Consider the following 21,886-nt stretch of genomic DNA (forward strand, 5'->3'; position numbering starts at 1 on the left):
GGTCGCGCGGCGCTCCCGCGTCCGGTCGCGCGGTGCTCCCGCGTCCGGTCGCGCGGTGTTCCCGTGTCCGATCGCGCGGCGCTCCCGCATCGGACGCCGTCCGGGGCGCGGTCGCCGGGTCCGGCTGGCGCGTCGTCCGGCCGGCGGGCGGCGCACGGGTGAAGGTGGAGGCACCCCAGGTCCGCCCGCCCCCCCGGAGACACCGTGCGGAGAATTCCGGCTCGTCGGCTCGCCGCCCCGCTGGCCGCCGTCCTCGTCGCCCTGCTGCTCACCGCCTCCGCGCCCGCCACCCCCGCGCCGCTCGCCGGTGACCTGGACCGCCTGCTCGCCGATCCCCGCCTCACCGGCGCCGAGGTGTCCGTGCTGGTCAGCGACGCCGCCACCGGCACGGTGGTCTACCAGCACGACGCGGACGCCCTGATGCTGCCCGCCTCCACCCAGAAGACCGTCACCGCGGCCGCCGCGCTCGACCTGCTCGGCCAGGACCACCGCTTCACCACCCGGGTCCTCGCGACCGGCCCCCGCACCGGCGGCCGCCTCGACGGCGATCTGGTGCTGCGCGGCGGCGGGGACCCCAGCCTGCAACCGGCCGACCTCGACGCGTTGGCCGCCCAGGTCGCCGCCGGCGGCGTGACCGAGGTGACGGGCGACGTACTGGCCGATGCCTCGCGCTACGACGACGTGCCGCTGGGCGCGGCCTGGGCCTGGGACGACCAGGCCGCCTACTACAGCCCGCAGATCTCCGCCCTCACCCTCACCACCGACAGCGACGACGACGTGGGCACCGTTCGGCTCACGCTCACGCCGGGCACGGCGCCGGGCGGACCGGCGGCCGTCCGGACCACCCCGGAGCAGGCGCCCGTCCGGCTCAGCGGGCAGGTCACCACCGGCGTGCCGGGCAGCCCGGACACCGTGCGGGTGGACCGACGGCCCGGCGGCAACGACCTGGTGCTGTCCGGCAGCCTGCCGGCCGACGCGGGCGCGACCGACGAGTGGGTGGCGATCGACGACCCGGCACGGCTGGCCGGCACCGTCTTCACGGCCGCGCTGGCCCGGCACGGCGTCAAGCTGCGCGGCGCCCTGCGCGAGCAGGGGGCTCCAACGGGCGCCGCCGTGCTGGCCGCGCACGACTCGGCGCCGCTCGGCGAGCTGCTGGTACCCCTCCTGAAGCTCAGCAACAACGGGATCGCCGAGCACCTGGTGAAGGAGATCGGCGTGGTGAAGGCCGGTTCGGGCAGCTGGGCGGCCGGACTGGACCAGCTGCGCGGCTATCTGCACCGCAGTGGGCTCGAAGTGACACCGGCCCGCCAGGTGGACGGCTCCGGGCTGTCGCGGCAGAACCTGACCACCGGTCAGCGGCTGGTGGAACTCTTCCGCTTCGCCCGGCGGCAACCCTGGTTCACCGCCTGGTACGACGCGCTGCCGGTGGCCGGTGACCCCCGCCGAATGGTCGGCGGCACCCTGACCGACCGGTTCCGCGGCACCCCCGCCGAGGGCCGGGTGCACGCCAAGACCGGCTCGATGACCGGCGTGGACGCGCTGGCCGGCTACCTGGACCGGGCGGACGGGCAGACCTTCGCGTTCAGCCTGCTGGTGAACAACTTCGCCGGTGAGAGCCCGCGCCCGGTGATCGACGCCTTGGTGGTCCGGCTGGCCTCCGACACCGACGCGGCCCCGCGCCGACCGGCCCCGGCCGCCCCGGCAGCCCCGGCCGCACCGGCCGCCCCCGCCCGTGCGCACGACTGGGAGTGATCCGCATCGCGCGACGGCCCGCCGTCCTCCCCGTCGCAGCGGTGGCCAAGGGCGTTCGCCCACACCGGTGAACCTCGGCGCGGGCGTCGCGAGGCGCGTTGACCTGCTGTGACGCCGCGTGTTCGGTTGCGCCTGAACGGTTGCTCAAGGGTGACAACCCGACTTCCGAGAGGAGTTCGTGTGAAGCTCCGCGACATCATCGCCGTCATGGCGGCGACGACGGCCCTGTTCGCCGGAGTGCCGCAGACCGCCGGGGCCCAGACGCCGCCCCGGAGCGCGGCGCACCAGCGGGTCGGCACCGACCCGACGTTGTCCGACTGCTCGGCGGCGTACTACGACAACGACCAGCGGCTGGGCCCGCTCCGGCTCCCGGTGCTCGGCGTGGTCGGCGCGGAGGTGCAGCGCTACAAGCGCACCGGCGACCTGAGCCCGCAGCGCTTCCTGGACCTGTACTGGAACCCCACCGCCCAACCCAGGGCCACCTGGTACTACCCACCGGAGTCCGGCTACGTGCTGAAGCCCGACGGGTCGCCCGAGCGGCAGCAGGAGACCCTCAAGGTCGGCCAGGACGTCGACCGCTTCGGCAGCGAGTACGGCAGCTTCCTGGCGCCCGAAGGGACGCCGTACGCGGAGCGCTCGCTCCCGCCGGCGAACCTGGACGGCACGCCGGCCGAGGGCTGCAACTACTACGACTACCGCGTGGTGCGGGCGTTCAACGTCTACGCGGGCACGATCGCGCCGTGGTTCGGCCAGCCCGGGCTCGGGCGGCAGTACCAGCTGGACAGCACCCTGGTGCCGGGCGCGCCCACGCAGGGGTTCAACGTGCAGTGGCTGGTGAACAACCACTACCTCGACCGGGTCATCCAGCCGTAGTCGATCCGAGTGCGCGAGGGCCTGCCGGCCCGCGGGACGGCGACCTCCGCACCGGCGGACCGGGCAGGCCCTTCGACGACGACTGAGGAGGTGCCATCGATGAGCGATGGCGACGCGGTGCCCGGGATCGACCCGAGCGTGCCCCCGAGCGGTGACGGATGCGTGGAATGCCTCGCGGGCGAGGGCACGGGGTGGTGGTTCCACCTGCGCCGGTGCGCTGCCTGCGGGCACATCGGCTGCTGCGACTCCTCGCCGGGCCGGCACGCCACCGCACACGCCCGCTCGGCGGGCCATCCCTTCCTGGCCAGCTTCGAGTCCGGCGAGGACTGGTTCTGGAACATCGAGACCGAGCAGTTCTACGAGGGCCCGGCGCTGGCCGGCCCCACCTCGCACCCGATCGCCCAGCCCGTCCCGGGCCCGGCCGGGCGCGTCCCGGCCGACTGGCAGCAGCAGCTTCACTGACCCGCCTGACCTGACCCGCCTGACCTGACCCGCCTGACCTGACCGCCGGCCTGACCCGTCTGCCCGCCCGCCTGGCCCGCGTGCGCGTCCGCGCGCGGGCCGCCGACGCGGCCTCAAGCACCGCCGCCCGCTGGGCCGTCAGCCAGGGCGGGCCGCGTGTTCGTCCGCCCGCTCCGCGGCCGTCTCGTCGGTGTCCGCCCCCAAACGGGCGTCGACGACGGCGAGGACGAGCGCGGGCACCACGAACGCGACGGCGACCAGCAACCCGGCCTGGAGCGCCGAACCCCACTCGGGGTGACCGCCGCCGACCCGCGAGAAGAAGACGGCCCCGATAGCCGCGATGCCGAGTGCGGAACCCATGCGCTGGGCCGTCTGCACCACACCGCCCGCGCTGCCGGCCCGCCGCACCGGCACCCGGCTCAGCGTGACCGTCAGGTTGGGGGTGATCACCAGCCCGCTGCCGAAGCCGGCCAGCAGCAGCGGCGCCGTGGTGGCCCAGCCGGCCTGGCGCCCACCCGCCAGGTGCACCGCCAGCGCGGCACCGGCCAGCCCGATCGCCACGATGAGCAGCCCGCAGGCCACCAGGGTCCGGCCGTAGCGCGCGACCAGCCGGCCACCGGCCGCCGCGCCGATGCCCGAGCCGATGGCGAACGGGGTCACCGCCAGGCCGGACAACAGGGCGCTGTAGTGCTCCCCGGACTGGAAGTAGAGGGTGAGGATGAAGAAGATGCCGGTGAAGCCCGCGAAGTAGATCAGGCCCAGGGCGGCGCCCAGCGAGTACGACCGCACCCGGAACAGGTTGAGGTCGACCAGCGGCTCGCGGGAGCGGCCGTAGCGGCGCTCCCAGCCGACGAAGGCGGCCAGCAGCAGCGCGGCGGGCACCAGCAGCAGCCACTTCGCCGGGCCGTGCCAGCTCTGCTCCTCGACCAGGGGCAGCAGGATCAGCACCACCCCGCAGCCGAGCAGCAGGGTGCCGACCGGGTCGAACGAGTGGCGGTCGGCCTGCTCGCCCGCCGGTCGCCGTTCGGGCCCGGGCAGCAGCCGAAGGGCCAGGGGCACGGCGGCCAGGCCCACCGGGATGTTGACGAAGAAGACCCACCGCCAGCCCTCCGCGGTGCCGAAGAGCTGGATCAGCAGGCCGCCGAGGATCGGCCCCACGGCCGTCGAGACCCCGATGACGCTCCCCAGCAGCCCGAACGCCCGGCCGCGCTCGGCGCCGCGGAACTGCTCCTGGATGAATCCGGAGACCTGCGGCACCAGCAACCCGCCGCAGGCACCCTGGGCGAGCCGGGCCACCACCAGCCACATGGCGCTGCCGGCCAGTCCGGCCAGCGCACTGGTGAGCACGAAGAGCACGAGCCCGGCGACGAAGACGGCCCGGCGGCTGCGGGCGTCCCCCAGCCGTCCGGCCGGCACCAGGACGAGGCCGAAGGTCAGCGCGTAACCGGAGAGCACCCACTGGACCTCGCTCGGTGCCGCGTGCAGGCCGAGCCGGATCGACGGCACCGCCACATTGACGATGCTGACGTCGAGCAGCGTCATGAACCCCGCCACCAGGCAGACGGCCAGGGCTCGCCAGCGGCGCGGATCGCGCCCCGGAACCTCACCGTCGCCGCCCACGGTCAGTGCCGTGCCGGGTGGCGGTCGGCCGCGGCGGTCAGCAGCCCACCGAGCATCGAGAGGTTCTTGAGGAAGTGGACGCGCTGCTGCGCTCGCTCCTGATCGTCCTCGATCTCCCAGAACCGGTGCCCGGCCCAGGTGACCGGCAGCAGCGTGCCCGCCAGGACGGCCGCCGACAGCCGAGGCAGCCGCCCGAGTGCGAGCAGCGTGCCGGCGGCCACCTGGACACTGCCGTTCAGCCGGACCGCGTTGCTGACGTTCTGCGGCACTCCGGGCAGACCGGCGACCTTCTCGACCACCGGCCGTGCGGCCGGCGCCAAGCGCTCGGGGTTGCGGATCGCGTCGGCCCCGCCGGCCAGGAACATCGAGGCCAACAAGGGGCGCGCGCAGGTCGTGACGATGAACATGCGGAGCGCCTATCCGATGCGTGCGGGTTCAACCACCCCGGCTTGCGACGCCACACCGACCAACCCGGTCCCGCGTTGCCCGCCGATCGGGGCCCGCCGGTTTGGACCCGGGCCGGGGCTGGATACCCATGGCCCGTGAATACGGCCAAGGTCATCGACACGCTGCCCGAACTGGTCCCGTTCCAGCGCGCGGTGCAGGAGCGGCGCCCCGATGACGGCACCTGGTGCGAGGCGTGGACGGTGCGCGACGTGCTGGTCCACCAGGCGGGCAACGCGGAGGAGCTCGCCCGCGTGCTCCGGGCCTTCCTGGAGGGAGACCCGGTGCAGACCCGCGGCTTCGAGCGCGAGGCCCCGTACCGGCGGATGTCCGACGCCGAGCTCTGGGCCGCCTTCGCCGCCCGCTGCGCGGAACTGGCCGAGGTCACCGAGGCCGCGGCGACCGACCTCCACCCGCGGACGGAGATCGGCTGGACCGGGCGGACCGTGACGGTGCCGTTCTTCGCGGAGCACATGCGCGAGGAGCTGATCATGCACCGCTGGGACCTGACCGGGGACGACCCGACGGCGGTGGCAGCCCTCCACGAGCCCTGGATGACCGAGCACAGTGTGCTCTCCGTCGGCCGACCGCTGCTGGTCAGGGGCGCGGCGCAGCTCGATCTGGGGCCGGGGGAGGCGGTCGAGGGGCGCCTGCGCAGCCCGGGCACCGACGACATCGTGGTGTCCGCCGGCGCCGACGGCAGCAGCATCCGGTTCGCGACCCCCGAGGGGCCGGCCAGCATCGAGAGCGATGCCGCCACCCGGCTACTGCTGCTGTGGGGCCGGCGCCCCGCGGACCCGTCCCGCTGGCACAGCGATGCGGGACCGGAGGCCCTGCGCCGGGTGCGGACGCTGCTGGGCGGCTACTGATGCCCGGGAACAGGCGGGGCACCTCGCCGGTTCCCGCTGCCGGGGCGCCGGCCTGTCAGAGACCGTCGAGCCTGCGCCGGGCCGCTGCCAGGGGGCGGTCACGGTGCGGTGCGGCGTGCCACGGGTCGGGTTCGGCCAGCCGGTCGGCGATGGTGGCGACGGCTCCGCTCACGGGTCAGCTCGGTGCGCCGCCCGAGGAGGCGTCCGCCGACTCGGCGACCTGCTTCAGGGTCTGACCGGTGCGGACCGAGCGGGCGCGGCGGGGATCGGGTGTGCCGTGTCCGCTCCGGTCGGCGCTGCCGTGCCGCCGCCGGCCTGCCGCCGACACCGCCGGCGCCGCTGGTCCGCCGCCGGCGCCGGGCCGGGGGGCGCCTGCGGTGCCGCAGCGCGAGGATGGAGGTGTGGGTCCTGTCGACCGGAAGTGAGGACGACCGTGATCACAGTGCTGCTCGTACTGCTCTGCCTGGTGCTGCCGTGGCTGGCCGTGCTGATCAAGGAGGGACCGACCATCAAGGTGCTCTGGGCCTTCCTGCTCCAACTCCTGGGCCACGTACCGGGCGTCATCTACGGCATCTACCAGGTGGTGAAGGACTGACCGACTGACGGAGCGTCAAAAGGCAGCCCGCGATGTCTGGTTGAGGGACGCCTCCTGAACGGCTACTGCGGAAGTCCGCTCAGCGGTGGCCGTCGTGGTGCCGCGCGTGCGTGCGCTCCTGCCACCACTCCATGGCCTGCGTCTTCAGGTTGAAGGCGGTCACCACCGCGTTCTCGGTCGCCGAGCCGCGCTGTGGCAGCAGCCCGAGCTGGCGGGCCCACTCGGCACCGTCGAAGGCTGTCCGGTCATGCCGGATCCGACCGGAGTCGACCTCCATGAAGTCGATGCCCCGGAGGTCGAACTCGCGCCCGTTCGGCGTGAGTCCCTGGAACGGGCCGCCGTTGAACGTGCCCCGGATCCGCCACTCGACGGCCGCGCGCCGGTCGTCTCCCGTCACCGCCTCGGTGGTCAACGAGAAGTTCGGCATGGCGCTCCGGACTTCCTCGAAGAACCCGCGGACGGCGACTCGGCCGTGCTGCTCCCCGAAGGGCAGGATCTCGAAGACGGCGTCGTCGTGGACGAGTTCGTCGTACCGGTCCAGGTCGCCGGCGTCGAGGGCATCGGCCGCGCTGCGGGCGATGTCCACGGGCGCGGTCGAAGAGCTGGGAGCGCTCATGACGTCCTCCGAGCGGTGGTCGGCGGTGATCCGTCGCCGGATCCAGGGCCTCCTCCAGCGTCGCGCGGCACTCGCGGTGGCGCCACCTCGCCGCACGTGTCGCCGGAGGGTCCACCGACGGGTGCCCTCGGGCCCGGGCTGTCCCAGGACGGGTGGTCGGCTCTCAGTGGTCGGCGGCCCTCACCAGGAGGTGCCGGCTGAGCAGGAGCCCGGCCAGGGCGGTGGCGGCGGCAACGCCCTCGGCGATGGCTGACGCGGTCTTCTCGGGGAACCAGAACGTTTCGTGCATGTTCGGCAGCGGGCCGATGGCGCCGATGGCGGTGTAGCGGTACACCAGCACGGCTGCGACGCCCGCGCAGGCCACGGCGAAGGCGAACAGCCAGGCGAACGGTCGGCGTCGCAGCGTGAGCACGAGCAGTGCCGCGAGAGCCGCAGCCCCGGCCTCGGCGCGGAAGAGGTCGCCCTGGCTGACGGTGGCCTTGATCGGGTCGTAGGCAGCGGCGAGGTCGGCGTGCACGTAGGAGTCGACGGCCAGCCCGGCCGCGGTGAGCAGGCTCAGCAGCCACAGTGCGGCGCCGGTGTGCGGCCGGCGGCGTCCGAGGGCATGAACGGGTGTGGTGGTGGCGGCCACGGGGGGCGCCTCCTCTCCGCGGGTGGAGTCCCGGCGGGTGCCCGGGGCCGGCGGGGCTGTTCTCCGTTCCGTACGCACCGGCCCGAGGACCGGTTCACTGACCGCGTGCTGAGCACAGCCGGTTGACCGGCACTGTGCTCGGGAGAGCCGGTTGACCGGCACTGCGCTCGGGAGAGCCGGTTGACCGGCTCCGTGCTCAGGAGAGCCGGTTGACCAGCGCGGCGAAGAGCGGCGGCAGGTGCGCCGCGGCCGGGACGATGTACGGTGCCAGCGCCGCCCGCCCCCGTGTCCACAGCAACGCGTGGGTGAGCGCGCGGTGGCGACGGGTGGCCCCGCGCCAGGCCCGCTCGTAGGCCTCGGGGCGGTCGGAACGGACGCAGTCCACCAGGGCTGCCGCGCCGGCCAGGGCGAGGGAGAGGCCCTCACCGGTCAGCGCGTCGACGTATCCGGCCGCGTCGCCCACCAGCAGCACCCGTCCGGCCACCCGGGACCGCGCCCGCTGCCGCATCGGTCCCGCGCCCCGGACCGGGCCCGCCGCTGCGGAGGGCAGCCGGTCGAGCAGGGCGGGGAAGGCGGCGAGGTGCTGGTCGAAGGAGCCGCGGCGGGAACTCAGCACGGCGACGCCGACCAGCTCGGCCGCGAGCGGCGTGACGTAGGCCTCGGCCGACGGCGACCAGTGGACCTCGACGCAGTCGGACCACGGGGCGACCGCGAAGTGCCTGCGCAGTCCGTGGCGCCGGGGGCCGGCCACCGGCAGGTCGAGGCCGAGAGCGCGCCTGATCGGTGAGTGGAGGCCGTCCGCGGCGGCCAGGTACCTGGCTCGCAGCCCTGCCGCCCGCACCGACGAGCCGTCCTGGCGCACGCCGTCCAGCCGCACCGGCAGCACGCGGACGCCGAGCCGGCGGGCCCGGTCGGCGAGGGCGGTGTGCAGATCGGTGCGCCGAACCCCCTGCCCCGGCTCGCCGCGGAACCGGGCCTCGGCCTGGTACCGGCCGTCCAGGTAGCGGATGCCGTGCAGCGGCCGTCCCGTGAGCTGGACGCCGAGTCCGGCCAGGGCCTGCGCGCCGTGCGGCATCAGGCCCTCGCCGCAGGCCTTGTCGATCGGCGTCGGGCGCGGTTCGGCGACGACGACCTCCAGTCCGGCGCGTGCGGCGTGGATGGCGGTGGCGAGGCCGGCGGGGCCGCCCCCGGCCACCAGGAGGTCGATCACCCGGATGCCGCCGGCGCCAGGGCGGCGTTCTCGCAGCGCACCCGGGTGACCAGCAGGGGGACGTTGAGCAGGGTGAACAGTCCGGCGGTGAGCCAGGCGGTGTGGACCAGCGGCAGCGCCACGCCTTCGAGGATCACGGCGAGGTAGTTGGGGTGCCGCAGCCACCGGTACGGGCCACGGTCCACCAGCGGCAGGCCGGGGACCACGATCACCCGGGTGTTCCACCGCGGCCCGAGCGTGCTGATGCACCACCAGCGCAGCGCCTGGGCCAGCAGGGTGGCCGCGAGGGCGGGCCAGCCGAGCCAGGGCAGGAACGGCCGGTGCGGCAGTGCGGCCTCCAGTAGGCAGCCGGCGAGCAGGCCGGTGTGCAGGGCGACCATCACCGGATAGTGGCCGGCGCCGTGCTCCACGCCGCCGCGGGCTCGGCTCCAACGGGCGTGCCGCTGGGCGGTGACCAGCTCCGCGAGACGCTCCAGGGCGACCAGGAGGATCAGGATCGAGTAGGGGTTCATCGGCGGCTACCAGCGCAGCAGGACGAGTTCGACGCAGAAGCCGGGCCCCATCGCCAGCAGCAGCCCGGGCGTCCCGGGGAGCGGCGGCCGCAACGCGAGGGTGTCGCGCAGGATGTGGAGCACCGACGCCGACGACAGGTTGCCGACCTCGGCGAGGGAGCGCCAGGTGAGTTCCAGACCGCGTGCGGGCAGGTCCAGGGCCTCGCGCACGGCGTCCAGGACCTTGGGGCCGCCCGGGTGGCAGATCCACGCGGTCACGTCCGCGGTCTTGACGTCGTGGTCGGCGAGGAAACCGCCCACCACGCCGCCGAGCTGACGCCGGACCAGGTCGGGCAGATCCGCGCCGAGCATGATGTGGAAGCCGGTGTCGCCGATGGACCAGCCCAGCAGTTCCTCCGTGCCGGGGAAGAGGTGGCTGCGCGTCGCGACGATCCGCGGGCCGCCCGGAGCGGGGTCGCCGTCGCGGCTGCCGCGGGGGCGCGATCCGACGGCCACGGCAGCGGCGGCGCCGTCACCGAACAGCGCCGAGGCGACCAGGTTCTGCATGGAGGGGTCGGTGCGCTGCAGCGTGAGCGAGCACAGCTCGACCGAGAGGAGCAGCGCCGTCTCTCCCGGGTGCCCGACGAGGTAGTCGTGGAGCCGGGCCAGACCGGCGGCGCCCGCGACGCAGCCGAGGCCGAAGACGGGCACCCGCTTCACGTCCGGTCGCAGGCCCAGCGCCGTGGCCAGGCGCGCCTCCAGCGACGGTGCGGCGATGCCGGTCACCGAGGTGGAGACCACCAGATCGATCTCGGATGCCGCGAGACCCGCCTGGTCGAGGGCACCCCGGACGGCGTCGCGGCCGAGTTCCATCGCCGCCGCCAGGAACGCCTCGTTGCGCGCCCCGAAGCCGTCCAGCCCGGCGTAGCGTTCCAGGGGGAGCACGAGGTGACGCCCCCTCACACCGGCCGAGGCGTGGACGCGCTCCAGCAGCGCCCGGTCGCCACGCGGCAGCCGGCAGGACGAGCCGACCATGTCCGTGATCTCCTCCTGCGGGTACCTGTGCGGAGGCAGGACTCCGTGAACCGCGACGATCCGGGTCATTCGGACATGCTAGGTGTCGGGGTCGGCGTTTGCGCGGTACGCCGCTCGGCCGGGCGCGGCTGACGCTCCTTCGGCGCGGACCGGCCTAGCATCGACGAATGCCCACCGAAGCCGTGCCGCGTCGGGTCGGCCCGCCGGCCGCGCTGCTGCTGGCCGCCCACCCCGTCCCGGCCGTCGCCGTCAGCGCGATGGCCACGGCGCTCGCCGCGGCCGTGGGGCGCGGCCGGGCCGGGTGCCTGCTGGTGGCGCTCGCCGTACTCAGCGGCCAGCTCTGCGTCGGCTGGAGCAACGACCTCATCGATGTCAGGCGCGACGTCCGCGCCGGGCGGCGCGACAAGCCGCTCGCCGTCGGCACCTTGGCGCCCCCGGCCGCCGCGGCGGCGGCCTGCGCGGCGGGTGCGGCCTGTGTACCGCTCTCCCTCGCCGGCGGCGCCGCGGCGGGATCCGCGCACCTCGTGGCGGTGGCGGCGGCGCTGGCCTACAACGCGTTCCTCAAACGCACCCGCTGGTCCTGGGCCCCCTACGCGCTGGCGTTCGCGCTGCTGCCCGCCTTCGTCACCCTCGGTCTGCCCGGCCGGCCATGGCCACCGGCGTGGCTGCTCGCGGCCGGAGCGCTGCTCGGCGTCGGCGCGCACCTCACCAACGTGCTGCCGGACCTGGAGGCCGACCTGGCCTGCGGAGTCCGCGGCTTCCCCCACCGGCTGGGACGCACCCGCAGCCGCGGCCTGGCCGCCCTCACCCTGCTCGCGGCCTCCGCCACGCTCGTCCTCGGCCCGCCCGGCCCACCCGGAGCGGTGGGCTGGACCGGGCTGGTCGCGGCGACCGGACTCGCCGCGACCGCCGCACTCGCGGGAGCCCGGCGCCCGGCCGGCCGCCTGCCGTTCCTGCTCACCATCGCCCTCAGCGCCCTCGACCTGGCCCTCATGGTGATGCGGGGCGCCGTCCTGCGCTGAGTGGAGGCCGTGCGAGTGCGGGCTCCCCGGCCGGCGCGGCCCGGGGAGCCCGACTGCCCTGCTACGGCTCGGCGGAGCAGGTGCTCCGGCTCAGTGCAGCACGTTGAGGGTGTTGGTGGCGTCGTCGACGAAGTAGACGGCGTCGCGGTCCTGGTCGACCGCCAAGCCGAACAGTGCCCCCGCGCCGGGCGGGTTGCCGCTCTTGTCGAGCAGCCGCCGGGCCACCTGGTCGCCACGCGGGGTGGTCTCGACGATGTACCCGTCGCCGCCGTTGACGGTGAGGATGTTGCCGTTCGGGGCGATGGCCAGGCCGAGCGGGCCGTTGAGGTGCTTGTCGGCGCTGACGACCCGTCCAGTGCCGGCGCTGTCCTCGCGGTCGAGGGCGTGCGGGATGGCGGTGATCCGGTTCTTCACGGTGTCGGCGACGTAGAGCGTGTCGTCCTCGCCGAGGCCCACGCCGGTCGGGCCGATCACCAGGGCGTTCGGGTCGGTCTTCTGGGCGAAGCCGGAGCCGATCTCGGTGGTCCTCACCCGCCGCGGCGGCTCGTCACCGTGCTGTTCCAGGGTGACGCGCAGCACCGTGCCCCGGTCCACTTCGTTGCCGCCACCCTTCACCGTGCCGTTGAGCACATTGGTGACGAACAGGTCGGTGTGGCCCTCGCGGCTGACGGCCGTCATGTCCCAGGGGCCGTTGATGCCCTGGTCGGCAAAGGTCTCCCGGACCCTGCCGTGGCTGTCGAGCACCAGCAGGCAGCCGGCCTTGGCGGTCGCCGAGGTGCCGTCGCTGGTGGGCAGGCTGCCGACCACCACCCAGCCGCCGGGCAGGATGCTCAGCGCGGTGGTGAGGCCGACTCCGCCGGGGCACCGCCCGGGCAGGTGGGCGGGGTCGATCCGGGAGAAGACCGTCGCCTTGCCCCGCGGGCTGACCTGCACCAGCGTGGTGCCGGTGCCCTGCTGGTTCTGGGCGTTGTTGAAGTTGCTGACCAGTACGTTGCCCTGGTGCAGCTCACCTTCGTCGTGCTCGATGACGGCGGTGCCGTAGGGGTTCACGTCGCCGTTGGCCGGAACGGTCGAGGCGACCTGGTCGATGGTGGTCAGATGGTCGAGGAAGGCCCCGTCGGAGACGGCCGAGGCGGGCGCGGCCGCGGCCGCCGTTCCGATGGCGAGGGCCACCGCAAGTGAGGTCAGCCCGCGGCCGACCGCAGGCAGGGAGTGGGTGCACATGAAAACACGATAAGTACACGTTCTATTACCATCGGCGATGACACGACTGCCGACCACCTGCGAGGAGTAGGTGCGCGATGAGCCCGCTGATCCACCGCCACCACGAGGAGCCCGCTCCGGAGCGTGAGCCCAGAGCGCCGCTCTTCGGGCCGATGCTGCGGATGACCGTCTACCTCGGCGAGGCGGACCAGTACCAGCACCATCCGGTCTTCAGTGAGATCGTCCAGCGCGCCCACCGTGCGGGCCTGGCGGGGGCGAGCGTCTTCCACGGCATCGAGGGCTTCGGCTCGACGTCCCTCATCCACACCGCCCGACTGCTCGACCTCGCAGAGGACCTCCCCGTCGCCGTCGTGATCATCGACGAGGAGCAGCGCATCCGTGACTTCCTCCCGCAGGCCGAGGAGGTCGTCACCCAGGGGCTGATCACCCTGGACCGGGTGGAGGTCGTCGCGCACCGCATCGGCCCCGCCGACGGGCGCGGGTGAAGCGACCGCTGTCCGCCCCCGGTGCCGCGGTGCTCAGTAGCCGCCGCCGGTCGTGCCGCTGCTGGTCGTGGCGGCGCCGCCGGCGGTCGGTGAAGCGGAGCCGGCCGCGCCGACCTGGATGTGGGTGTCCATGCCGAGGGCCTTGTGGCTGTCGACAGGGCACCACAGCTCGTAACCGCCCTGCTGGAGCGTGACGGTGAACTGCGCTTTGCCGCCGGGGGAGATGGTCGGCGTCTGCGTCAGGGAGACGCCAGGGCCCGAGATGGCCAGCGCATGGGCGACCGTTCCGGCGTTGTCGGCGACGAACGTGTAGCTGCCGGGCGTGAACTGCGTCTGCGACAGGCCGAGGGAGTACTCCTTCTCGGTCACTGTCACGGTCGTCCCCTGTCCGCCGGCCGTGGGGCTGCCGCTCCCCGCAGCCGGGGCCTTGCCGCTGGAGCACGCCGTCGCGGTGGCCAGCAGGGCGAGCGCCAGCAGGGTGGCAGGGATGACGGAGCTGGAGCGGCGCACGGCGGTCATGGTCATCGCCTCCTCGTGGGTACGAGCCTGGGGCATCCGGACGGGAATCCGGCCGCGACACTCGCTCGCCCGGAACCATCCACCCGATCAGCCAGCACCGGTGAACCGAGGGCTCCACCGGCGAACCGAAGGGTGCCATCGGGCCGGGCCGGCGGCGCACCTTCCCCCACCCGACGAGTGGGAACCGATCGCCACCCGCTACGGTCCAAGTCGCAACCGAAGCAAGCCCGATGCGCCCCGGAAGAGCGTTGATGAACCGACACCGCGCCGTACTGACCGCCCTGGCAGCCCTGTTGACGGGTGCCCTGGCCGCCTGTGGCTCCTCCCAGCACCCGGCCCGTCCCGAGCCGCCCGCCGGCGCCGCTTCCCCCACGGCGACCGCACCGTCGCCGTCCGCCGCCGTCACGGGCGGGCCGAGCAGCGCGCTACCGTCGGCCGGCGCCGCCTCCCCGACCGGCGGGCCGAGCGGTGCCGCTCCCACGGACGCGGACACCCCGGCCACGGCACCACCGGCAGCCCCGGGTACCACGCCACCGGCCCCCGCGCCCGCAGCCACGCCGACACCCGCACAGGTCCCCGTCGACCCCCAGTACCCGACCGACCCGCAGCACCACGTCACCGTGTCACCCGTGCGCTGACGGCAGGTTCGGGCCTGTGCCCAGCGGGTGCGGATCTCGCGGTGGCGCAGTGGTTCCACGAGCGGCTTCTCCGCGCTGATCCGCCACCGGCGGGCCGGCTCGGCCGGACCCGGGCGCCCTCGCGGGTGACGAGGCGCCAGCGGCCCCCCGTTGGCCAGGACTTCCGCGAACGTGGCGGCGGCCGGCTATCGACCGGCGTCAACCGCACCCCGCCGGCCCTGCCCTGGGGCGGCGGGGTGCTCCGGTTCGCCGGCGGCGAGGAGCCCCTCGTCGACGAACCGCCGCAGCAGCCGGGCGAAGGTCCGGGCCTCCTCCTGGGGCCAGGAGGCGAGCGAGCCCTCGATGTGATCCGCCAGGCGCCGCCTGGTGGCCGCCACCAGGCCCTGCCCCTCGTCGGTGAGCGCGAGCAGGGTCGCGCGGCCGTCGGCCGGGTCCGGCTCGCGCCGCAGCAGGCCGGCGTGTTCCAGCCGGTCGGCGCGCCGGGTGATGGTCGAGCGGTCGAGGCCGACCTCGCGGCCGAGGTCGGCGGCGCTGCACGGACCGGTGCGCGCCAGACCGCTGAACACCGGATAGGTGAGTTCGTCGACAGCCTCGCCCAGTCCCTCGGTGAGCAGGCTGTACAGGTGGGCGCGGGTGGTTCGCCGCAGCAGGAGCCCCAGTGCGTCCGCGATGTCGTGTCCGGTCTCATTCATCACCCCTGCAGATTAGCGTGCGCCGAACACGCTTCGTACGGTAGAGTCGAAAGCGTGCTTCAGGCACGCATATCTTGCTCACGTACCCGCATGCGAAGCGGAAGGACCAACATGAACCGCACCGACATCAGCACCGCCCTCACCGACCTGCTCCTCACCCCTGGGCTCGACCTGGACGAGGCCGCCGACCGGCACTTCGCCCCCGACTACCGCCAGCGCACCGACGGCAGCTGGGCCGACCGGCAGGGCTTCCTCGCCCACATCGCCCACCTGCGCACGGTCGTGGCCGACGGCTCGGTCGAGGTGCACGAGGAGTTCGTGGACGGGCACCGGTACGCCGACCGGCACACGGTGAACGTCACCAAGACCGATGGGTCCGTCGTCCGGATGGAGGTCTACCTCTTCGGCGAGTTCGCCCCCGACGGGCGGTTCCGCCGGATCGAGGAGACCACCCTGATGCTCCACGGCGCCGACGGCGACCGGAACCTCGGCAGCGCCCGGTAGGCACCCGCCCCGGCGCGGGAGGGCGGTGGACGTCCTCCCGCCGGGACCACCGGGACCGACCAGGCCCCGGTGGTCACCGCCGTGGCGACGGCATCCGCACGGGGACGGCGACGGCATCCGCACGGGGACACGGTCATCCGGCGGCCTTCGGCTCCCGGCACGATCACCTGGTCCCGGCCGCTTCCACCGCCGGTGGTCGCTCGTTCTCCTTGCGGGGGAGGGCCGCGCTCGACCTCCTTCGACCCCCGGGAGCCGCCGATGACCACGTCGATCGTCCTGTTCACGCAGGACCTGCGCCTGCACGACAACCCCGCGCTGCACGCGGCGGCCGCAGCCGCCGCGCAGGTGGTGCCGCTCTTCGTCCTCGACCCCGCCGTCGCCGACGCCGGGTTCGCGGCGCCCAACCGGCTGGCGTTCCTCGCCGACTGCCTGGCCGACCTCGACCGCTCGCTGGCGCGGATCGGCGGCCGGCTCGTCCTGCGCCGAGGGCCCGTCGTGGCGGAGGTCGTGCGCGTCGCCGAGCAGGCCGGCGCCGCGAGCGTGCACCTGGCCAGTGGAGTGTCCGGCTTCGCCCAGCGCCGGGAGGCGGCACTGCGCCGACGGCTCGGCACGCGCCTGGTGGTGCACGACGGCTCACTCAACGCCGTTCCGGCCGGCCGGATCACCCCCACCGGCAAGGACCACTACGCCGTCTTCACCCCCTACTTCCGCGCCTGGTCGCGGACCCGACCCGGCACCCTGCTACCCGCACCGCGCCGGTTGACCACGCCGCCCTCGCTGCACAGCGCCGAGCTGCCCCAAGTCCGGCCGACCTCGCCCCGGTTGCCGAACGGAGGGGAGAGCGCCGCGCGCCGGGCCTGGCAGCACTGGAGCCCCGACGCCTACCACGAGCAGCACGACGACCTCGCGGCCGACGGCACCTCGCACCTGTCGCCCTACCTGCACTTCGGCTGCCTGTCGGCCCGTGAACTGGTCGCCGCGGCCACCCGGCACGGCGGCGCGGGCGCCGAGGCCTTCGTCCGCCAGCTGGCCTGGCGGGACTTCCACCACCAGGTCCTCGCCGCCCGGCCCGACGCGGCCCACGCGGACTACCGCACCAAGTCCGACCGCTGGTACGCGGACGAGGCCGAGGCACAGGCCTGGCGCGAGGGCAGGACCGGCTACCCGATCGTCGACGCCGGCATGCGCCAACTCGCCGCCGAGGGCTGGATGCACAACCGCGCCCGGCTGCTCACCGCGTCCTTCCTCACCAAGTCCCTCTACCACGACTGGCGGATCGGCGCCGCGCACTTCCTGGAACTCCTGGTCGACGGCGACATCGCCAACAACCAGCTCAACTGGCAGTGGGTGGCCGGCACCGGGACCGACACCCGGCCCAACCGTGTCCTCAACCCGCTGCGCCAGGCCGACCGTTACGACCCCGACGGTGCCTATGTGCGCCGCTGGATCCCCGAACTGGCGCACCTGCCCGGCCCCGCCGTCCACCGGCCCTGGCTGCTCACCTCCGACCGCCCGGACTACCCCGCGCCGCTCATCGATCCAGCCTCGCTGTCCGGCAGGCTCGGCCGCGGCCGCGCGCTGGTATGAGTGCTCGCCGGGCCGGTACCGGTCGCGGCCGATCGCGGCGATGACGACCGTACGGCCGACTCCGCCGGGTCCGCCGGTGCTGGCCACGCCCGCACGGGCGCGACCAGCCGGCCGTCCGGCAACGGGGTGCCGGGCCGTCACACGATCTGGATGGACACGACCTTCGGCGGGCGGTTCGGGAAGGTGATGTCGTGCCAGCGCTCGATCTTCACCGAGTCACCGTTGGCGTCGTAGTAGATCAGGTCGTTGTTGCCCGTGGAGATCCGGTCGACCCACCAGCCGCCGAAGTCGGTCCTTCCGCCGTTCGCGTAGCAGTCGACGCTGTCGCGGCCGTCGAGGTGCGACCAGATCTTCAGGAAGTCATCCCGCCCCCCGACGCACTGCACGTGGTCGATCGCGACGGCGGGACCGCTGGGCACGCCGACGGTCAACGTGGCGGCCGCGGCGAACGCGACGGCCATGGAACGGACGGCCCGCTTGCTTTTCGAGATCACGGATTCTCCTTGGTGCGAAGGCCGGCGCACGGCCCGGCCTGTCGGTGACGTCGCGTCATGACGGAACGGTGCGTGCGCGGTCGAGCCGGCAGAGGGCCGCCCGCACGCTTCCGACCGGCCCCCACGGTTGCGCCTGCCGAGACCGCGACCGGAGGACCGTGAGCCAAACTAGCGACCACGGTCGCCCGTCCGGACGCAACACTCCGACTGCGAACCGCCGGGTCGAAGCATCACCCGATCGTGGCGCGAGCGGCGGTGAGCCGGTCCGGTCCACCGGTACGAGCCCCGGTGGGGCTGCGGCTCAGCGCCCGGCCAGGGCGCGGGCCGCACGGGCGATCCGGGCGCGGGAGATGCCGGCGGCGTCGAGCAGTTCGTCGGTGGTGCCGGAGCCGGGGAGGCCGGTGACGGCGAGGTGGGTGACGGCCGGGTGGGCTCCGGCGGTGTTGAGCGCGGAGAGCACGGCTTCGCCGACACCGCCCTCCGGGTGGTGGTCCTCGGCGATGACGAGCGCTCCGGTCTCCCGGGCCGCCCGGACGAGGGTCTCGGTGTCCACGGGCTTGACGGAGTAGAGGTCGATGACGCGGGCGGTGATGCCGTCGGCGGCGAGCAGGTCGGCGGCGGCGAGGCACTCGTGGAGGGTGACTCCGGCGCCGATGAGGGTGACCTGGTCGTGGTCGCTGAGTCGTGGGGTCTTGGACCCGCCGACGGGGAACTCCTCGCCGGCGGCGTACAGGACGGGGTACGCGCCGCGGGTGGTGCGCAGGTAGGAGATGCCGGGCAGGTCGGCCATGGCGGCGGTGAGGGCGGCCGCGCAGGTGGCGTCGGCGGGGTAGAGGACGGTGGACCCGCGGACGGCGCGCATCATGGCGAGGTCTTCGAGGCCCATCTGCGAAGGCCCGTCGGCGCCGATCTCCACGCCGCTGTGGGTGCCGCACAGGGCCATGGTGATCTCGGAGACCGCGGCCATCCGGATGAAGTCGTGGGCGCGGGTGAGGAACGCGGCGAAGGTGGTGGCGTACGGGTGGTAGCCCCGCACGGCCAGGCCGACGGCACTGGCGACCATCTGCTGTTCGGCGATGTAGATCTGGAAGTACCGCTCGGGGTGGGCCTTCTCGAAGTCCTCGGCGTGCGTGGAGTTGCCGACCTCGGCGTCCAGGGCGACCACCTCGGGGCGGTCGCCGAGGGCCGCGAGGGCCTTGCCGAAGGCGACGCGGGTGGCGACCTTGTCGCCGACGTCGAAGCGCGGCAGCTCGACCACGGGCGCCGGGGGCACGGGGACGGGAGCGTCGGCGGGCGGCTGGGGGCCGCGCACCCGCAGGTCGCGCCGGCCGCCGAGTTCGGCGACGGCGCGCTCGGCCATGTCCGGGGGCAGCGGCTTGCCGTGCCAGCCGTCCTTGTCGGCGACCTCCGTGACGCCCTGGCCCTTGACGGTCCTGGCGACGATGACGGTGGGGGCGGTGCCGTCGGCGGCGGCGGTCAGGGCCTGGTCCACGGCGTTGAGGTCGTGCCCGTCGATGACCAGGGCGCGGCAACCGAAGGCCTCCACACGGCGGGCGTAGGCGTCGGTGTCCCACTGCAGTTCGGTGGGGCCGCTCTGGCCGAGGCGGTTGACGTCGATGATCGCGGTGAAATTGGCGAGGCCGTGCCGGCCGGCCTTGTCGAGGGCCTCCCAGACGGAGCCTTCCGTCATCTCGCTGTCCCCGCACAGCACCCAGACGCGGAAGTCCCGGTTCTCGAGGTCGCGGCCGGCCAGGGCGATGCCCACGGCGTAGGCGATGCCCTGGCCGAGGGAGCCGGTGGCCAGGTCGACCCAGGGCAGCACGGGCGTGGGGTGGCCCTGCAGCCGCCGGCCGAAGCGGCGGTAGGTCGTCATCAGCTCGTCGTCGGTGATGACGCCGGCGGCCCTGAACATCGCGTACAGCAGCGGGGAGGCGTGGCCCTTGGAGAAGATCAGGTGGTCGCCGGCCGGGTTGTCGGGTGCGTCCCAGTCGTAGCGCAGGTGGCGGGTCATCAGGACGGCCATCAGATCGGCCGCGGAGAGGCTGGAGGTGGGGTGCCCGGAGCCGGCCGAGGTGCTGGCGCGGACGGAGTCCACGCGCAGCTGCTGGGCGAGTTGGAAGACCTGGTTCAGGTCGCTGTCGGGGCCGAGGGCGGTGGACTGCACGGTCATCGTGAGCTGGCCTTTCACATCGGGGCGCCTGGGCTGCCGGGAGGGGTCCCCGTTCGCCGCCCGCGGCTATCGCGAGGTGGTGGGCATCCGCTCCGATGGCCGGTGCCCTGCCCGGTCAGCCGGCGGTTCGGTCCCGGTGAACACCCGATCGCGCCGGAGGCAGGGCCGGCCGGACCGCGAGGGCGAGCCCCGGGCGAACCGCCTGCCGCGTCCGGGTGCCGTTCCGATCGGACGCGCGTCAGCGGGTCGGCACGACGACCACCGGGCTGCGCACGTGGTGGAGGACGGCATGGGTCACCGGCCCCAGGTGCGCCCCCAGCGGGCCGCGCCGGTGGCGGGCGCCGACGACCAGCAGGTCGGTCCGGGCCGCCGCGTCGACGAGCGTGATCCCGGCGTGGCCGCGCAGCGACTCGGCCGCCACGGGAACGTCGGGGTAGCGGTCGAGCCAGGGCGCCAGGGCGTCGTCCAGCCGCTGCCGTTCGGTGGCGGCGAGCTGGTCCTCCAGACCGCCGATCGCGCCGAAGGACATGTGCTCGGTGCCGGCCGGTGGTGACCAGGCGTGGACCGCGGTGAGCGGGGCCTGGCGCAGGGCCGCGGCCTCGAAGGCGAAGCCGAGCACGCAGTCGCACGGACGGGCCGGATCGAGCCCCACCATGACGTCCCGGCCGGCGGTGTCCGGTTCCGGTTGCCCGTCCGCCGGGTTCCGTACCAGCACCACCGGGCAGGCCGCGCGGACGAGCACCTGCTGGCTCACCGAACCGACCAGGAAGCCGCGCAGCGCGCCCAGGCCGCGTGAACCCAGCACTAGCAGGGCGGCCCGGTCGCCCGCGGCCAGCAGCAGACCGACGGCGTCCTGCGCGGTGTGGTGCGCGCGCACCTCCAGCCCGGGGTGGGCGGTGCGGATCTGGTCCGCGCGCACGGCCAGTTGCTCGCGCCCCCAGCGCTCGGCCTGCCCGGTCCCGAGTGGGCGGCCGGGGGGCCAGGGCCAGGCCTGGAGGAGCTCCAACGGCAGACCCCGCAGACCCGCCTCGCGCGCGGCCCAGTCGGTGGCTGCCCGGCTCGCGTCCGAGCAGTCGTATCCGGCGATGATCGAGTCGTTCACGGGTGCGCCTCCAGAGCGGTCGTCCTTGTCGCCCAGGCTCCCCGGTCGCAGGAGCGGCACGGCGCTCATGGCCCGTACGACGACCGAGTCGCACCGGACGGACCAGGGCCGATCGGCTCAGCGGGTGGCGTCGCCGGCCTCCGTCTCGGTACGCGAGGTGGGCGGGCCGGCCATGGGCGAGGATGGGACCGTGCACGTTTGCCGCAGCGGGCGCGAGGCGACGGGAGCCGACCATGTCCGGCATCGATGTCAGGAAGTACCGCGCACTGATCGGTGAGTTGGCCGCACTGGTCCGGCTGGCGCGGACGGCGCTGGGCGGAGCGACCGCGGCGCTGATGGAGCCGGGCGGTGCCAGTGACGGCGTGCCGGCCGCCGAGAAGGCGCTGGCCGAACTGCGCGGGCGCGTCGAGGACGACGCCGCGACCACATCGGCGGAGCCGTCGGCGGTCGTGGTCGGCGTCCACGTGGGAACGGCGGTGGAGGGCCTCGGGCGGCTGGCCGAGCGGCTGCTGCAGGTGGCCTGGTCGCGCCGGGACAGCGAGCCGCTCCCGGAGCGGGTGGGGGTGCCGCTGCGAGGGCTGGCGGACACCGCCCTCGCCTTGCTGACCAGGTCAGCGGCGGTGCTGGAGGACGGCGGTGCCGTCGGTGTGGCGGACCTCCTGTCGGACCTGCACGACGTGGCGCGGCGGCAGCGACTGTTGTACGAGCTGCTGCTCCTCGATCCGTCGCCGGTCGCGTCCGGCGAGGCCGCCGACGTCGCGCTGCTGTCCTGCTACTACCAGCAGTGCGCGGAGCACGCCGCCGCCATCGCCCGCCACGCGGTGCTGTTCGGGCGCGGCCGCACCTGACGC

24 protein-coding genes are annotated in these 21,886 nt (G+C 74.3%); 11 read left to right on the forward strand and 13 right to left on the reverse strand.

Annotation, left to right across the window (positions count from 1 at the left end; translation table 11 throughout):
* The first annotated feature begins 204 nt into the window (after positions 1–204).
* The 3 genes from dacB (at position 205) to LN042_RS11955 (ending at position 3,087) form a co-directional block, all read left to right on the forward strand.
* On the forward strand, positions 205–1,752 hold the full coding sequence (gene dacB / locus LN042_RS11945; protein ID WP_230051123.1) for a D-alanyl-D-alanine carboxypeptidase/D-alanyl-D-alanine endopeptidase: 1,548 nt from the start codon (positions 205–207) through the stop codon (positions 1,750–1,752).
* A gap of 180 nt (positions 1,753–1,932) precedes the next feature.
* On the forward strand, positions 1,933–2,625 hold the full coding sequence (locus tag LN042_RS11950) for a TNT domain-containing protein (RefSeq protein WP_230051124.1): 693 nt from the start codon (positions 1,933–1,935) through the stop codon (positions 2,623–2,625).
* A gap of 99 nt (positions 2,626–2,724) precedes the next feature.
* A complete protein-coding gene (locus LN042_RS11955) occupies positions 2,725–3,087 on the forward strand; it encodes a UBP-type zinc finger domain-containing protein (protein ID WP_230051125.1) in 363 nt (120 codons plus the stop codon).
* 138 nt (positions 3,088–3,225) lie between these two features.
* On the opposite strand, the gene LN042_RS11960 is transcribed toward LN042_RS11955, so the two are convergent.
* Entirely contained in the window at positions 3,226–4,707 is a 1,482-nt protein-coding gene (locus LN042_RS11960) for an MFS transporter (protein WP_230051126.1), read from the reverse strand.
* A 2-nt stretch (positions 4,708–4,709) separates the two neighbouring features.
* Positions 4,710–5,114: a DoxX family protein gene (locus tag LN042_RS11965; protein ID WP_230051127.1), complete on the reverse strand. Its 405-nt coding sequence runs from the start codon at positions 5,112–5,114 to the stop codon at positions 4,710–4,712.
* Positions 5,115–5,249: 135 nt separating this feature from the next.
* On the opposite strand from LN042_RS11965, the gene LN042_RS11970 reads away from it, so the two are divergent.
* Both LN042_RS11970 and LN042_RS11980 read left to right on the forward strand, forming a co-directional pair.
* Positions 5,250–6,020 (forward strand): maleylpyruvate isomerase N-terminal domain-containing protein, encoded by a 771-nt coding sequence (locus LN042_RS11970; protein WP_230051128.1) that lies wholly within the window; start codon positions 5,250–5,252, stop codon positions 6,018–6,020.
* A gap of 433 nt (positions 6,021–6,453) precedes the next feature.
* The gene (locus LN042_RS11980) at positions 6,454–6,615 is read left to right on the forward strand and encodes a YqaE/Pmp3 family membrane protein (protein ID WP_230051129.1); all 162 of its coding nucleotides are present in this window, start codon (positions 6,454–6,456) and stop codon (positions 6,613–6,615) included.
* A gap of 79 nt (positions 6,616–6,694) precedes the next feature.
* Here the strand turns inward: LN042_RS11980 and LN042_RS11985 are convergent, their stop codons facing one another.
* The 5 genes from LN042_RS11985 to LN042_RS12005 all read right to left on the reverse strand — a co-directional run bounded on the left by LN042_RS11985 (position 6,695) and on the right by LN042_RS12005 (position 10,667).
* Positions 6,695–7,231 (reverse strand): ester cyclase, encoded by a 537-nt coding sequence (locus tag LN042_RS11985; RefSeq protein ID WP_230051130.1) that lies wholly within the window; start codon positions 7,229–7,231, stop codon positions 6,695–6,697.
* Between the two features lie 163 nt (positions 7,232–7,394).
* Positions 7,395–7,862, reverse strand: a complete 468-nt coding sequence (locus LN042_RS11990; protein WP_230051131.1) for a hypothetical protein — start codon at positions 7,860–7,862, stop codon at positions 7,395–7,397.
* Between the two features lie 196 nt (positions 7,863–8,058).
* On the reverse strand, positions 8,059–9,072 hold the full coding sequence (locus LN042_RS11995) for an NAD(P)/FAD-dependent oxidoreductase (protein WP_230051132.1): 1,014 nt from the start codon (positions 9,070–9,072) through the stop codon (positions 8,059–8,061).
* Complete coding sequence (locus tag LN042_RS12000) at positions 9,069–9,584, reverse strand: isoprenylcysteine carboxyl methyltransferase family protein (protein ID WP_230051133.1); 516 nt, start codon at positions 9,582–9,584, stop codon at positions 9,069–9,071. The genes LN042_RS11995 and LN042_RS12000 overlap by 4 nt, the downstream gene beginning before the upstream one ends.
* A 6-nt stretch (positions 9,585–9,590) precedes the next feature.
* Positions 9,591–10,667 carry a type III polyketide synthase gene (locus LN042_RS12005; RefSeq protein ID WP_230051134.1) on the reverse strand — a complete coding sequence of 359 codons (1,077 nt, stop codon included), beginning with the start codon at positions 10,665–10,667 and terminating at the stop codon, positions 9,591–9,593.
* Positions 10,668–10,765: 98 nt separating this feature from the next.
* Between LN042_RS12005 and LN042_RS12010 the strand changes: the two genes are divergently transcribed.
* Positions 10,766–11,620 (forward strand): UbiA family prenyltransferase, encoded by an 855-nt coding sequence (locus LN042_RS12010; protein ID WP_230051135.1) that lies wholly within the window; start codon positions 10,766–10,768, stop codon positions 11,618–11,620.
* Positions 11,621–11,710: 90 nt separating this feature from the next.
* Here LN042_RS12010 and LN042_RS12015 read toward each other — a convergent pair whose 3' ends face one another.
* Positions 11,711–12,844 (reverse strand): NHL repeat-containing protein, encoded by a 1,134-nt coding sequence (locus LN042_RS12015; protein ID WP_230051136.1) that lies wholly within the window; start codon positions 12,842–12,844, stop codon positions 11,711–11,713.
* A gap of 152 nt (positions 12,845–12,996) precedes the next feature.
* On the opposite strand from LN042_RS12015, the gene LN042_RS12020 reads away from it, so the two are divergent.
* The gene (locus LN042_RS12020; RefSeq protein ID WP_230051265.1) at positions 12,997–13,329 is read left to right on the forward strand and encodes a DUF190 domain-containing protein; all 333 of its coding nucleotides are present in this window, start codon (positions 12,997–12,999) and stop codon (positions 13,327–13,329) included.
* Positions 13,330–13,362: 33 nt separating this feature from the next.
* On the opposite strand, the gene LN042_RS12025 is transcribed toward LN042_RS12020, so the two are convergent.
* Positions 13,363–13,884, reverse strand: a complete 522-nt coding sequence (locus LN042_RS12025) for a copper-binding protein (protein WP_230051137.1) — start codon at positions 13,882–13,884, stop codon at positions 13,363–13,365.
* A 215-nt stretch (positions 13,885–14,099) separates the two neighbouring features.
* Here LN042_RS12025 and LN042_RS12030 point away from each other — a divergent pair, with 215 nt between their 5' ends.
* A complete protein-coding gene (locus LN042_RS12030) occupies positions 14,100–14,486 on the forward strand; it encodes a hypothetical protein (RefSeq protein WP_230051138.1) in 387 nt (128 codons plus the stop codon).
* Positions 14,487–14,671: 185 nt separating this feature from the next.
* Here the strand turns inward: LN042_RS12030 and LN042_RS12035 are convergent, their stop codons facing one another.
* Complete coding sequence (locus LN042_RS12035; protein ID WP_249800940.1) at positions 14,672–15,178, reverse strand: MarR family winged helix-turn-helix transcriptional regulator; 507 nt, start codon at positions 15,176–15,178, stop codon at positions 14,672–14,674.
* Between the two features lie 111 nt (positions 15,179–15,289).
* On the opposite strand from LN042_RS12035, the gene LN042_RS12040 reads away from it, so the two are divergent.
* Both LN042_RS12040 and LN042_RS12045 read left to right on the forward strand, forming a co-directional pair.
* Positions 15,290–15,682 (forward strand): nuclear transport factor 2 family protein, encoded by a 393-nt coding sequence (locus LN042_RS12040; protein WP_230051140.1) that lies wholly within the window; start codon positions 15,290–15,292, stop codon positions 15,680–15,682.
* A 258-nt stretch (positions 15,683–15,940) separates the two neighbouring features.
* Positions 15,941–17,269 carry a cryptochrome/photolyase family protein gene (locus LN042_RS12045; protein ID WP_230051141.1) on the forward strand — a complete coding sequence of 443 codons (1,329 nt, stop codon included), beginning with the start codon at positions 15,941–15,943 and terminating at the stop codon, positions 17,267–17,269.
* Between the two features lie 137 nt (positions 17,270–17,406).
* Here the strand turns inward: LN042_RS12045 and LN042_RS12050 are convergent, their stop codons facing one another.
* The 3 genes from LN042_RS12050 to LN042_RS12060 all read right to left on the reverse strand — a co-directional run bounded on the left by LN042_RS12050 (position 17,407) and on the right by LN042_RS12060 (position 21,035).
* The gene (locus LN042_RS12050) at positions 17,407–17,763 is read right to left on the reverse strand and encodes a beta/gamma crystallin domain-containing protein (protein ID WP_230051142.1); all 357 of its coding nucleotides are present in this window, start codon (positions 17,761–17,763) and stop codon (positions 17,407–17,409) included.
* A 301-nt stretch (positions 17,764–18,064) separates the two neighbouring features.
* Positions 18,065–19,933 (reverse strand): transketolase, encoded by a 1,869-nt coding sequence (locus LN042_RS12055; RefSeq protein ID WP_230051143.1) that lies wholly within the window; start codon positions 19,931–19,933, stop codon positions 18,065–18,067.
* A 238-nt stretch (positions 19,934–20,171) separates the two neighbouring features.
* Entirely contained in the window at positions 20,172–21,035 is an 864-nt protein-coding gene (locus LN042_RS12060; protein WP_230051144.1) for a universal stress protein, read from the reverse strand.
* 233 nt (positions 21,036–21,268) lie between these two features.
* Here LN042_RS12060 and LN042_RS12065 point away from each other — a divergent pair, with 233 nt between their 5' ends.
* The gene (locus tag LN042_RS12065) at positions 21,269–21,883 is read left to right on the forward strand and encodes a hypothetical protein (protein ID WP_230051145.1); all 615 of its coding nucleotides are present in this window, start codon (positions 21,269–21,271) and stop codon (positions 21,881–21,883) included.
* Positions 21,884–21,886: the final 3 nt, after the last annotated feature.

Origin of the sequence: Kitasatospora humi, from assembly GCF_020907985.1 — a bacterium.
Lineage (GTDB): Bacteria > Actinomycetota > Actinomycetes > Streptomycetales > Streptomycetaceae > Kitasatospora > Kitasatospora humi.

What these genes read in the sequence shown, in the direction of transcription:
- LN042_RS11955 (WP_230051125.1), top strand. Translation starts at nt 2,725, where the DNA reads ATGAGCGATGGCGACGCGGTGCCCGGGATCGACCCGAGCGTGCCCCCG.
- LN042_RS11965 (WP_230051127.1), bottom strand. Translation starts at nt 5,114, where the DNA reads ATGTTCATCGTCACGACCTGCGCGCGCCCCTTGTTGGCCTCGATGTTC.
- LN042_RS11985 (WP_230051130.1), bottom strand. Translation starts at nt 7,231, where the DNA reads ATGAGCGCTCCCAGCTCTTCGACCGCGCCCGTGGACATCGCCCGCAGC.
- LN042_RS12000 (WP_230051133.1), bottom strand. Translation starts at nt 9,584, where the DNA reads ATGAACCCCTACTCGATCCTGATCCTCCTGGTCGCCCTGGAGCGTCTC.
- LN042_RS12005 (WP_230051134.1), bottom strand. Translation starts at nt 10,667, where the DNA reads ATGACCCGGATCGTCGCGGTTCACGGAGTCCTGCCTCCGCACAGGTAC.
- LN042_RS12010 (WP_230051135.1), top strand. Translation starts at nt 10,766, where the DNA reads ATGCCCACCGAAGCCGTGCCGCGTCGGGTCGGCCCGCCGGCCGCGCTG.
- LN042_RS12015 (WP_230051136.1), bottom strand. Translation starts at nt 12,844, where the DNA reads ATGTGCACCCACTCCCTGCCTGCGGTCGGCCGCGGGCTGACCTCACTT.
- LN042_RS12020 (WP_230051265.1), top strand. Translation starts at nt 12,997, where the DNA reads ATGCTGCGGATGACCGTCTACCTCGGCGAGGCGGACCAGTACCAGCAC.
- LN042_RS12025 (WP_230051137.1), bottom strand. Translation starts at nt 13,884, where the DNA reads ATGCCCCAGGCTCGTACCCACGAGGAGGCGATGACCATGACCGCCGTG.
- LN042_RS12030 (WP_230051138.1), top strand. Translation starts at nt 14,100, where the DNA reads ATGAACCGACACCGCGCCGTACTGACCGCCCTGGCAGCCCTGTTGACG.
- LN042_RS12035 (WP_249800940.1), bottom strand. Translation starts at nt 15,178, where the DNA reads ATGAATGAGACCGGACACGACATCGCGGACGCACTGGGGCTCCTGCTG.
- LN042_RS12040 (WP_230051140.1), top strand. Translation starts at nt 15,290, where the DNA reads ATGAACCGCACCGACATCAGCACCGCCCTCACCGACCTGCTCCTCACC.
- LN042_RS12045 (WP_230051141.1), top strand. Translation starts at nt 15,941, where the DNA reads ATGACCACGTCGATCGTCCTGTTCACGCAGGACCTGCGCCTGCACGAC.
- LN042_RS12055 (WP_230051143.1), bottom strand. Translation starts at nt 19,933, where the DNA reads ATGACCGTGCAGTCCACCGCCCTCGGCCCCGACAGCGACCTGAACCAG.
- LN042_RS12065 (WP_230051145.1), top strand. Translation starts at nt 21,269, where the DNA reads ATGTCCGGCATCGATGTCAGGAAGTACCGCGCACTGATCGGTGAGTTG.